Here is an 11,434-nt window from a genome sequence, read left to right on the forward strand (position 1 = left end):
TCGGTCCCCGCCGCGGCCGCTCCCGCGCCGTCGGTCGCCTCCGGCTCCGCTCCGGCGGCCGGGACGCCGCCCGTGACCGGCGACCCGGTGGCGGCCGCACGCGCCCTGGTGGACCTGCGGGCCCGCGCCTTCCGCGACGGGCGATGGGACGTGCTGGGTCGGCTCACCGTGGCGGGGTCGTCGGCCGCCGCCGGGGATCGGGCCGCCGCGGCCGGGCTCGTCTCCGGGGCGGGCCGGCTGGCGGGGCTGCGCGTCGACGTGAGCTGCGCCCAGCGCGTCCGGGCGGACGGACTGGCACCGGGACGGGCCGTGGTACGGGTGTGTGCGCGCTTCTCGGCGTACCGGCAGATCGACGCGTCGGGCGCCGTCGTGCGTACCGTCGCGGCATCGAGCCGCCAGGAGGTCCAGCTGCAACTGGCCCGGTCCCCGGACGGTTGGCGGATCGAAGTGGTGCGCGGCGGCGGCGACCGAGGGGACACGGACTGACGCGCCGTGCGACCGGCCACGGGGCCGCGGACGCGGAACGGGGCGGGGGCACCGGTGTGCTCCCGCCCCGTTCCGAGGACCGCGTCGGCTCAGAGGCCGAGATCGGCCTCGAACGCGCCCTCCTCCAGCCGCTGCTTGAGCGACTGCAGGAACCGGCCGGCGTCCGCGCCGTCGACCAGGCGGTGGTCGTAGGTCAGCGACAGGTAGCACATCGACCGGATCGCGATGGTGTCGTTGCCGTCACGGTCGGCGACCACGACGGGGCGCTTGACGATCGTGCCCGTGCCGAGGATGCCCACCTGCGGCTGGTTGATGATCGGCGTGTCGAACAGCGCGCCGACACTGCCGATGTTGGTGATGGTGAAGGTGCCGCCGGAGAGCTCGTTCGGGGCGATCTTGTTGGTCCGCGTCCGCTCCGCCAGGTCGGCGATGGACCGCGAGATCCCCGCGAGGTTGAGATTCCCGGCGTCGTGGATCACCGGGACGAGCAGCCCCTTGTCGGTGTCCACGGCGATCGCCAGGTGCTCGGAGTCGTGGTACTCGATCTCCTTGGACTCGGCGTGGTACGAGGCGTTCAGCTTCGGGTGCTGCTTCAGGGCCTCGGCCACCGCCTTGGCGAAGAACGGCAGGAACGTCAGCTTGACGCCCTCCTGGGCGAAGAACTGATCCTTGGCCCGGGCCCGCAGCTTCGCGACGCGGGTCATGTCCACTTCCTGCACCTGGGTCAGCTGGGCCGACACGTCCAGCGACTCCTTCATGCGCTGCGCGATGACCTGGCGGATGCGCGGCGCCTTCTGCGTGGTGCCGCGCAGCCGGGCGCTCTCCTCGGAGATCGCGCCGGCCGCGGCCGGGGCCGCCGCCGCGGGCGCAGCCGGGGCCGCCTGCTGCGCGGCCGCGGCCTTCTTCGCCTCGGCGGCCTCGATGACGTCCTGCTTGCGGATCCTGCCGCCGACGCCGGTGCCGGTCAGGGAGGCGAGGTCGACGTCGTGCTGCTGCGCGAGCTTGCGCACCAACGGCGTCACGTAACCACCGCCGTCACCACCGGCAGCCGGCGCGTCCTGCTTCGGCGCCTCCTGCTTCGGCGCCTCCTGCTTCGGCGCCTCCGGCTGGGCGGGCTGCTGGGTGGCGGGCGGCTGGACCGCCTGCTGCGGCTGCGCCGGGGCGGGCTTCTCCTGCTCCGTCAACGCCGGAGCGGCCTCCTCGCGGTCCTCGGACGGGGCGGCGACGACGGGCTCGGGAGCGGGGGCCTCCGCCTTCGCGGGCGCACCGGCGCCGGAACCGATCACGGCGAGGACGGCGCCGACCTCGACGGTCTCGTCCTCGGCCACCTTGATCTCCTGCAGCGTGCCCGCCACGGGAGAGGGGATCTCGGTGTCGACCTTGTCGGTGGACACCTCCAGCAGGGGCTCGTCGACGGCGACGTCGTCACCGACGGACTTCAGCCACCGCGTCACGGTGCCCTCGGTCACGCTCTCGCCGAGCGCCGGCAGGGTGACCTCGCTGCTCTCGCCACCGGCACCACCGCCCTGCTGACCGGACGGCGCGGCGGGCGCGGACTCCTGTTGCGCCTGCTCCGGCTGGGCCGATTCCTGCTCGGGGGCGGGCTCGGTCTCCTGGGCGGCGGGCTCGGCCTGCTCCTGCTCGGCGGGCGCGTCCTGCGCGGCGTCGTCGCCGCCGGACGAGGCGGCGCCGTCGCCGGAACCGATCCGCACGAGGGCGGCGCCGACCTCGACGGTCTCGTCCTCCTCGACGAGGATCTCCTCGATCACCCCGGCGACCGGGGAGGGGATCTCGGTGTCGACCTTGTCGGTGGAGACCTCCAGCAGCGGCTCGTCGACGGCGACCTCGTCGCCCACGGACTTGAGCCAGCGCGTGACGGTGCCTTCGGTGACGCTCTCACCGAGGGCGGGAAGGCTGACGGTTTCAGACATGTCGTCCCCGTTTCTTCTGTGTACGAGTGGTGCTGGTGGCGGGTGGTGGGGCGCTCAGCCGTGCAGGGGCTTGCCGGCCAGGGCCATCGCGGCCTCGCCCAGCGCCTCGTTCTGGGTCGGGTGCGCGTGCACGAGGGACGCGACGTCCTCCGGGAAGGCCTCCCAGTTGACGATGAGCTGCGCCTCACCGATCTGCTCGCCCATGCGGCCGCCGATCATGTGCACCCCGACGATCGGGCCGTCGGCCTGGCGGACCAGCTTGATCAGACCCGCGCTGCCGAGGATCGAGGTCTTGCCGTTGCCGGCGAGGTTGTACTCCTGGGTGACGACCGCGTCGTCCCCGAACTTCTCCCTGGCCTTGGCCTCCGTGAGGCCGACCGAGGCGATCTCGGGCTCGCAGTAGGTGACCTTCGGGATGTTCACGTCCTCGACGACGACGGGCTTCTGCCCGGCGATCTCCTCGGCCACGAAGATGCCCTGCTGGAAGCCGCGGTGCGCCAGCTGCAGGCCCGGGACGATGTCACCCACGGCGTAGATGTTGCCGACACCGGTGTGCAGGCGCTCGTTGGTGATGACGAAGCCCCGGTCCATGGTCAGGCCGGCATCCTCGAAGCCGAGGTTCGCGGTCACGGGCCCGCGGCCGACGGCGACGAGCAGCAGGTCCGCCTCGAACGTCTTGCCGTCCTCGAGGGTCGCCTTGACACCGTTCTCGTTCTCCTCGACGCCGGCGAACCGGACGCCGGTGCTGAAGTCGATCTTGCGCTTCTTGAAGGCCCGCTCGAGCTGCTTGACGATCGCGGCGTCCTCGTTCGGCACCAGGGAGGGCAGGGCCTCGATGATGGTCACGTCGACCCCGAACGAGTTCCACACCGAGGCGAACTCGCAGCCGATGACACCGCCGCCGAGCACCAGCGCCTTCTTCGGCAGGGTCTCCATGGTCAGGGCGTGGTCCGAGGTGATGACCTTGTTGCCGGTGATCTCGAGCCCCGGCAGACTGCGGGAGTAGGAGCCGGTGGCCAGGACGATGTTCTTGCCGGTGTAGGCCGTGCCGTCGACGGTGACGGTGTCCTGGCCGGTGAGCTTGCCCTCGCCCTCGATGACGGTGATGCCCTTGGACTTGATCAGCCCGGTCAGGCCGCGGAACTTGCCGGCGATGATGCCGTCCTTGTAGGCGTTGACCGCCGGCATGTCGATCGATTCGAACGAGGCCTTCACCCCGTACTTCGCGGCGGTCTTCGCGTTCTCGGCGATCTCCGCCGAGTGCAGCAGGGCCTTGGTCGGGATGCAGCCGTTGTGCAGGCAGGTGCCGCCCAGCTTGCCCTTCTCGATCAGCCCCACCGAGAAGCCGAGCTCCGCGGACCGCAGGGCGCAGGCGTAACCCGCGCTGCCGCCGCCGAGGATCAGGATGTCGAATGCTTGCGAAGCTGCCGAATCGGCCACGTGGATGCTCCCTCGCCTGTTCGTCCGACGAGCAGGGATCATCCCCTGCCCGGGCTGTCGTTTCCGCGCTTCACCCTACTGTGGGCGCGCCTTCCGACTCTACTCGCGCACTGCGCCGTGACGCGCCACGGACTCCGCCAGCGCCAGCAGCGTGCGCACACCCACACCGGTGCCCTCCTTGGGGGTGTAGCCCCACGCGCCGCCCTCGTTGAACGCCGGTCCGGCGATGTCCAGGTGGGCCCAGGGCACGCGCCGCCCGTCGACCTCGGGGACGAACTCGTGCAGGAACAGACCGGCGGTCAGCATGCCGCCGAACTTGCCGCCGATGTTCGCGATGTCCGCGACGGTCGAGTCCAGGCCGCTGCGCAGGTCCGCCGGCAGGGGCATCGGCCAGAACTCCTCGCCGCTCGCACTCGCCGCGTCGACGACCGCCTGGCGGGCCGCCTCGCTGCCCATCACGGCGCTGACCCGCGTGCCCAGGGCCACCATCTGGGCCCCGGTGAGGGTCGCGATGTCGATGAGCAGGTCGGGCTTCTCCTCGCCGGCGGCGACCAGGCCGTCGGCGAGGACCAGCCGGCCCTCGGCGTCCGTGTTGAGCACCTCGACGGTCCGGCCGCCCTTGATCGTGATGACGTCCGAGGGTCGCTGCGCCGTCGCGGACGGCAGGTTCTCCGCCAGGCACAGCCACCCGGTGATCCGCACCTTCAGCCCGAGGTCGGCGGCCGCCAGGACGGCGCCGAGCACCGCGGCGGCCCCGGCCATGTCGGACTTCATCGTCGTCATGCCCGTCGGCGGCTTCAGGCTCAGCCCACCGGAGTCGAAGGTGATGCCCTTGCCGACCGCGGCCAGGTGCGCCCGGGCGCCGGAGGGCGCGTAGTCGACGCGGACGAGCCGGGGGCCGCGGGACGAGCCCTGGCCGACGCCGGTGAGGCCGCCGAAGCCCTGGGCGGCGAGCTCGTCGGCGTCCAGCACGGTGACGGTGACCGGCCGGGAGGCGGCCGCGGCGACGGCGACGTCGGCGAACGTCTCGGGGTAGAGGTCCAGCGGTGGCTGGTTCACCAGGGAGCGGGTCAGCCCCACGCCGGCACCGATCGCCCGGGCCCGGTCGAAGGCGGGGCGGATCACCCGGCCGGGCAGGCCCGTGGGCACGAGCACCCGGCCGACCGGGGCGCGCAGGCCGCTCGCGGTGGCCTGCCGGTAGGCGGTGAAGGCGTAGGCGCCCAGCGCCGCGCCCTCGGCGATGGCGGCGACGTCCTCGACGGTGGCGGCGGGCAGACCCAGCACGACGGTCGCCGACCCGGCGAGCTGCCGGACGGCCGACCCGGCGGCGCGGCGCAGCGACTCGGCGCGCGCCGTGCCGGCGTCGGCGAGGCGACCGACCCCGGCCAGGGCGAGCGCGGGCGCGGCCGGCACCCCGTCACTGGCGGGCAGCCGGAGCAGCTCGTCGGGCGCTCCCGTCGCGGCGAGCGCGGGCAGGGCCGCGGCCACGCGGTCCCGCTCGGCCGGCGGCAGCGGGGCGTCCAGCAGCGCCGGGCCGTCCGGTCCCTGGGCGACGCCGAGGACGAGCACGTCGGCCCGCACCTTCGCGAGGTCCTCCCGGCACGCGTCGATGCGCACCGGTGCGGTGATCAGGCCAGCGGTGATGTCGGTGGTCTTCTTCTTCGGCGCCATGGGTGTCCTCCTCGACGTGACGATGTCCTTTCCCGTCCCGATCCAATCACGCCACGCCGACGAGCCGTGCGGCGCGCGGGGCGGTCGCGACCGACGGGGCGTCCGCCCGGGAATGCAACGTCCCCGTGCGAACGTTGTAGAGAACGAGAGAAACAGAGCAGCAGCGGCGGCGCCCGGCCACCGTTCCGACCGTCGAGGAGTCACCGTGCAGGACCCGTCCACGCTCTATGACGTGGTGTCGGACCTGGTCCACACCCCGCAGATCCGCGGCCTCAACCTGATCATGGGGTTGACCGGCGCCGCCGAGGCCGGTCAGGCCGCGGACCAGATCCGTACCGAACTGCTGGACCGCCTCGAGCATGAACTGGTGATCGAGTTCGACGCCGATGCGCTCTACGACTACCGCGGGCGCCGCCCGATCATCGCGTTCGAGGGCGACCACTTCGCGGACTACGAGCAGCCCCGGCTGCAGGTGCACGTCCTCAAGGACGAGACCGGGCAGCCGTTCCTCATGCTCAGCGGGTTCGAACCGGACTACCAGTGGGAGCGGTTCGCCGCCGCCGTGGTCGGGCTCGTCCAGCAACTCGACGTGCGGCTGGTGAGCTGGGTGCACTCCCTGCCGCTGCCCGTCCCGCACACGCGACCGCTCGCCGTCACGGCCCACGGCAACCGGCCGGACCTGATCGACGGCATTTCCGCGTGGAAGCCGACGGCGCGGATGTCCGCCACCGTCGGTCAGCTGCTCGAGCTGCGGCTCACGGAGGCCGGCAAGGACGTCGTCGGGTTCGCGGTGCACGTGCCGCACTACCTCGCCGAGGCCCGGTTCCCGCAGGCCGCCGTCACCGGCCTGGAGCACCTCAGCGCCGCGGCGTCGCTGATGCTGCCCTCGGATCGGCTCCGGGAGGCCGGCCGGGAGCTGGAGAAGTCCATCGACGAGCAGGTCGCGGCCTCGGCCGAGGTGCGCGAGCTGGTCAGTGGGCTGCAGGCCCAGTACGACGAGTACCATCGCGACCGCCAGCCCCGCCGGTCGCTGCTCGCCGGGCCGGACGGAGAGCTGCCGGACGCCGACGAGCTCGGCGCGGCGGTCGAGGCCTATCTCGCCACCATGGACGGTGACCCCGCGGACCAGTTGACGCTGGATACCCCGCCGGCCGAGCCGGGCGATCACGACGACGATGCCGCCGACGACGCGGACGGGGCCGGCCCCCAGCAGTGAGGCCCGGCCCCGGGACGGGCCCGTCACGGTGCGTCCCGTCATGGTGCCCGAACGCGGTCACCGGGCTGTCATGATGGCACGGTGGATACGCGTCGAGCCTGGGTCGTCTGGATCGCCGGTCTCGCCGCCTACGTCGTCGCCATCACGCAACGCACGTCCTTCGGGGTCGCCGGGGTCGCGGCGATCGACCGGTTCGACGCGACGGCCTCGGCGCTCTCCGCGTTCGCCGTCATCCAGCTCGTCGTCTATGCGAGCCTGCAGATCCCCGTGGGGGTGCTCGCCGACCGGTTCGGCTCCCGGGTGATGATCGCCGGGGGAGCGGTGCTGATGGCCGTCGGGCAGCTGCAGCTCGCCGCGGCCACGACGATCCCCGCCGGGGTGTTCGGCCGCGTCCTCGTCGGCGCGGGCGACGCCATGACCTTCATCTGCGTGCTGCGCCTGGTCCCGCTCTGGTTCCCGCCCACGCAGGTGCCCCTGCTCAGTCAGCTCACCGGCATCGTGGGCATGGGCGGGCAGCTGCTCTCCTCGATCCCCTTCGCCGCCCTGCTCGGCCGCGTCGGCTGGTCCGCGGCCTTCGTCTCGCTCGCGGCGACGGGCGTCCTCGCGGCGGTGCTGGCCGTCGCCCTGGTGCGGAGCGAACCCCCGGGGTCGGCCTCCCACGGGCGGACCCCCACCGTGCGGCAGACCGGGCGCATGGTCGCCGACGCCTTCGCGGAGCCGGGAACCCGGCTCGGGCTGTGGAGCCACTTCACCGTCCAGTTCCCCGGTCAGGTGTTCGTCCTGGCATGGGGGTACCCGTTCCTCGTGTCCGGCCAGGGCATCGCGCCGGAGCTGGTGGCCGTCCTGATGACCGTGTTCGTCGTCGCGGGCGCGGTCGGCGGACCCTTCCTCGGGCGGCTGGTGGCGCTGCGGCCACGGTTGCGGTCCCGGCTGGTCCTCGGCATCGCCGTCGGCATCCTGGCCGCCTGGGCGGCGGTGCTGCTCTACCCGGGGCGGGCCCCGTTCTGGCTGCTGGCCGTGCTCGTCGTCGCGCTCGCCGCCGGTGGTCCCGGCTCGATGATCGGGTTCGACTTCGCCCGCGAGTACAACCCGCCGCAGCGGCTGGGCACCGCCAACGGCATCGTCAACATCGGCGGGTTCACCGCGGCCCTGGTCAGCATGTACCTCATCGGCCTGATCCTCGACGTGCTCCGCGCCACCGGGTTCTCCGGCGGGAACCTGTACGCCCTCGACGCCTTCCGCATCGCCCTGGCGGTGCAGGGGGTGCTGATCGTCGCCGGAGTCCTCGCCCTGCTGGGCGTGCGGCGGATCCTTCGCCGCCGGCCCGGCACCCCCTGACGGGCGGCCGGGGCCCCTGTCCCGGCGGCGGTTCTCCCTCCCCAGGCCATCGGACGTCCACAGGGCGGCACCGCTGCGTCCCACGCGCGGCCGCGACGGAGGACCGTGATGCCATGACTCGTTCGCCCGCCGCCGCCATCCGCTCCGCCGAGGATCTGCTCGCGTACATCCCGTTCGGCCTGGGGCACTGGCCGCGCGAGAGCCTGGTCGTGCTCGCCGACGCCGGCGGCCAGGCGGGCGGTCTGCTCCGCCTGGACCTGCCGGCCCGGTGCACCGCGTCCACCGGTGGCCAGCTGGGCCGGTACGTCCAGTCCGTGCTCGCGCCCGGCGCGCCGTCGGGCGTCTTCGTCGTCGTCTACACCTCCGCCCGCCCGCGCACCGGGTCCGGTCTGCCGGTGCTGGTCCACCGGCTCGTGCGCACCCTCGAACGCCAGGGGGTGGGGGTGCGGGACTGCCTCTACGTCGGCGACGAGGGCTGGGGGCACGTCGACGCCGCCCGGCCGGACGCACCCTGGGGCCGCCGCCGCCCGCTCGACGACATCGCCGCGAGCGTGCTCAACGCCGAACTGGTGTTCGCCGGGCGCGCCTGGGGCCCGGAGCCGACGCCGGTGGTGCTGCCGGCGCCCTCCGGCCCGGACGCCGAGGCGATCCGGAGCCGCACCGCCGCGCACGCCGTGCGGGCCCACCCCGATCCTCCGGATCCGGCGTGGGCCCGGACCGTGGTGGCGGCGTGGGAGGACACCCTGGTGGTGGCGGGCAGGCAGCCCGACGGCCGGGGGTTGCGGGTGCCCGTGCCGTTGGACCCCGACGCCGCCGGTCTGCTGCTGGCCGGGCTGCGCAGCCGCACCCTCCGCGATCTGCTGCTGTTCCAGAGTGCGGTGGGACCGTCGCCGGTCATCTCCGACCTCCTCCTCGACACCGGGCTGCGGGAGGCGAAGCTGCGGGAGGCCGTGCGGACCGAGGTCCGGGGCCGCGACGCCGGTCCGCGGGACCCCGCGCCGCCCGGGGCGGCCGACGGGGATCCGGCGGGGCACCGCACGCCCGCGGAGCGGTGCCGGCAGGCGCCCGTGGACCGGGACGCGTTCCTGCGGGCCGGCGGGGTACCCCTGCTGGCCTCGGTGATCACCGGGTCGGTGGCCCTCGTCCCGGACTGGGCGCGGCTGGACGCCGCGTACCGCACCCTCGAGGCGCTCGCCCCGCACGCGGACGGCCAGGTCCGCTGTGCCACGTTGACCCTGCTCGGCTGGATCGAGTTCGCCCGGGGTCGTGGGTCGCGGGCGCATCACCTGCTCGACGCCGCCCTCCGGGAGGACAGCGGATACGAACTGGCTCGCCTGTTCGATCGTTTCCTCGACCTCGGTCAGGTGCACGAATGGGCTCGGCACCCGTCCACGGCGTGGCACGGCGGCCACCCCGACGCGGCCTGACGACCGCTCCGCCGCGCCGGATGTGCCGTCCGCCGCGCTGTCGTGTCACAATGGACGGACGACCCTTCGAGTCCGTTCCGCCGCATCCGCGGCATCCAGCACGTCGCCCCCGGGCCGCTTCCACCGATCACACCGTTCGACCTCGGTCGACCGTGACCGCGGGAACATTCCGGACGGCCCCGGTGTTTGAAGGAGCAAGACCCTTCAAGTGCGCCCGTGCGACGGACTTGACAGGGTCATAGTGGTGTTACCCAGCCTCCGGGGCGCCGCGGACAGTCTGCGAAAGGTTTTCAGTGTCACCGGCGAAGAAGTCCAGTACCGCATCCGACGAGACGACGGCCACCCTCACCGAGGAGCGGTCCACCCGCCCGACGGCGCGGAAGAGCGCCACCACCGGCAGCGCCGCGAAGCCCGCCGCCGCCAGGACGAGCGCCGCGAAGACGAGCGCCGCCAAGCCGGCCGCGAAGACCGCCGCCAGGACGAGCACGGCGAAGCCGGCCGCGGCGAGCGGCGCGGCGAAGAAGACCACCGCCGCGAAGTCGACGACCGCCAAGCGGGCGACGACCCGGAAGAAGACCACGGCGGCCGACGACGACCAGAACGTCGACGGCGTGGGCGAGGACACGATGGAGGACTCCGAACCTGTCGAGACGGATCTCGACGCGGAGGCCGAGGCCACGGTGCCCGAGGACGACGAGAACGAGTCCGCCGGCTCCGACGGCGACGCGACCACCGCGGACGACGAGAACGGGCGCCCGGCCAGCAACGGCACCGCTACCGCCAAGCGCGAGGAGACGACCGGCACCGGTTTCGTCTACTCCGACGCCGACGACGACGACGCCCCGGCCGTCCAGGTCGTGTCCGCCGGTGCGACCGCCGACCCGGTCAAGGACTACCTCAAGCAGATCGGCAAGGTCGCCCTGCTGAACGCCGAGCAGGAGGTCGAACTCGCGCTGCGGATCGAGGCCGGCCTCTACGCCGAGCACAAGCTGGCGGACCTGCAGGCCGATCCCGACGGGGCCGGCAAGGTGCTCGACCGGAAGTTCGAGCGCGAGCTCAAGTGGATCATCCACGACGGCCGGCGCGCCAAGAACCACCTGCTCGAGGCCAACCTGCGCCTCGTCGTCTCCCTCGCCAAGCGCTACACCGGCCGCGGCATGCTGTTCCTGGACCTGATCCAGGAGGGCAACCTCGGTCTGATCCGCGCGGTCGAGAAGTTCGACTACACCAAGGGCTTCAAGTTCTCCACCTACGCCACCTGGTGGATCCGGCAGGCCATCACCCGCGCCATGGCGGACCAGGCGCGGACCATCCGCATCCCGGTCCACATGGTCGAGGTGATCAACAAGCTCGCCCGGGTCCAGCGGCAGATGCTGCAGGACCTCGGCCGGGAGCCCACCCCGGAGGAGCTGGCGCTCGAGCTGGACATGACCCCCGAGAAGGTGGTCGAGGTCCAGAAGTACGGCCGGGAGCCCATCTCGCTGCACACCCCGCTCGGCGAGGACGGCGACTCCGAGTTCGGCGACCTGATCGAGGACTCCGAGGCGGTCGTGCCGGCGGACGCGGTCAGCTTCACGCTGCTGCAGGAGCAGTTGCACTCCGTCCTCGACACGCTGTCCGAGCGGGAGGCCGGCGTCGTCGCGATGCGGTTCGGCCTCACCGACGGCCAGCCGAAGACCCTCGACGAGATCGGCAAGGTCTACGGGGTGACCCGGGAGCGGATCCGCCAGATCGAGTCCAAGACCATGTCCAAGCTGCGGCACCCGTCGCGGTCCCAGGTGTTGCGCGACTACCTCGACTGATATGTAGTCGTTCCTGTCAAGGGGGCGGGGTGAAGCGGGGCCCTTCCTGGCCGGGGAGGGCCCCGCTTCGTCGTTCACGGGGTGGTGTCGGGAGACAGCGTGTCAGGCGACGCGCGGTCAGTC

The 11,434-nt window shown here is 72.9% G+C and carries 7 protein-coding genes and 1 pseudogene; 5 read left to right on the top strand and 3 right to left on the bottom strand.

What is annotated here, in order from left to right; translation table 11 throughout:
* Positions 1–486 (top strand): annotated as a pseudogene (locus tag IEX22_RS15130) (hypothetical protein); the annotation flags it as partial.
* Positions 487–575: 89 nt separating this feature from the next.
* Here IEX22_RS15130 and sucB read toward each other — a convergent pair.
* From sucB to IEX22_RS15145, 3 genes are all read right to left on the bottom strand, one after another.
* The gene (gene sucB / locus IEX22_RS15135) at positions 576–2,417 is read right to left on the bottom strand and encodes a 2-oxoglutarate dehydrogenase, E2 component, dihydrolipoamide succinyltransferase (RefSeq protein ID WP_188669234.1); all 1,842 of its coding nucleotides are present in this window, start codon (positions 2,415–2,417) and stop codon (positions 576–578) included.
* A 54-nt stretch (positions 2,418–2,471) separates the two neighbouring features.
* Positions 2,472–3,857 carry a dihydrolipoyl dehydrogenase gene (gene lpdA / locus IEX22_RS15140; protein ID WP_188669235.1) on the bottom strand — a complete coding sequence of 462 codons (1,386 nt, stop codon included), beginning with the start codon at positions 3,855–3,857 and terminating at the stop codon, positions 2,472–2,474.
* 99 nt (positions 3,858–3,956) lie between these two features.
* A complete protein-coding gene (locus IEX22_RS15145; protein WP_188669236.1) occupies positions 3,957–5,528 on the bottom strand; it encodes a leucyl aminopeptidase in 1,572 nt (523 codons plus the stop codon).
* A gap of 205 nt (positions 5,529–5,733) precedes the next feature.
* Here IEX22_RS15145 and IEX22_RS15150 point away from each other — a divergent pair, with 205 nt between their 5' ends.
* The 4 genes from IEX22_RS15150 to IEX22_RS15165 all read left to right on the top strand — a co-directional run bounded on the left by IEX22_RS15150 (position 5,734) and on the right by IEX22_RS15165 (position 11,311).
* Positions 5,734–6,744, top strand: coding sequence for a proteasome assembly chaperone family protein (locus IEX22_RS15150; protein WP_229660094.1), 1,011 nt, complete (start codon positions 5,734–5,736; stop codon positions 6,742–6,744).
* A gap of 81 nt (positions 6,745–6,825) precedes the next feature.
* A complete protein-coding gene (locus tag IEX22_RS15155) occupies positions 6,826–8,082 on the top strand; it encodes an MFS transporter (protein ID WP_188669238.1) in 1,257 nt (418 codons plus the stop codon).
* 113 nt (positions 8,083–8,195) lie between these two features.
* The gene (locus tag IEX22_RS15160) at positions 8,196–9,509 is read left to right on the top strand and encodes a DUF4192 family protein (RefSeq protein ID WP_188669239.1); all 1,314 of its coding nucleotides are present in this window, start codon (positions 8,196–8,198) and stop codon (positions 9,507–9,509) included.
* Positions 9,510–9,802: 293 nt separating this feature from the next.
* Positions 9,803–11,311: an RNA polymerase sigma factor gene (locus IEX22_RS15165; protein ID WP_188669240.1), complete on the top strand. Its 1,509-nt coding sequence runs from the start codon at positions 9,803–9,805 to the stop codon at positions 11,309–11,311.
* The last annotated feature ends 123 nt before the right edge of the window (positions 11,312–11,434 follow it).

Source organism: Tersicoccus solisilvae, assembly GCF_014643255.1.
In the GTDB taxonomy this organism is placed as follows: domain Bacteria; phylum Actinomycetota; class Actinomycetes; order Actinomycetales; family Micrococcaceae; genus Tersicoccus; species Tersicoccus solisilvae.

Coding starts and splice junctions, on each gene's coding strand:
- IEX22_RS15145 (WP_188669236.1), bottom strand. CDS start 5,528: ATGGCGCCGAAGAAGAAGACCACCGACATCACCGCTGGCCTGATCACC.
- IEX22_RS15160 (WP_188669239.1), top strand. CDS start 8,196: ATGACTCGTTCGCCCGCCGCCGCCATCCGCTCCGCCGAGGATCTGCTC.
- sucB (WP_188669234.1), bottom strand. CDS start 2,417: ATGTCTGAAACCGTCAGCCTTCCCGCCCTCGGTGAGAGCGTCACCGAA.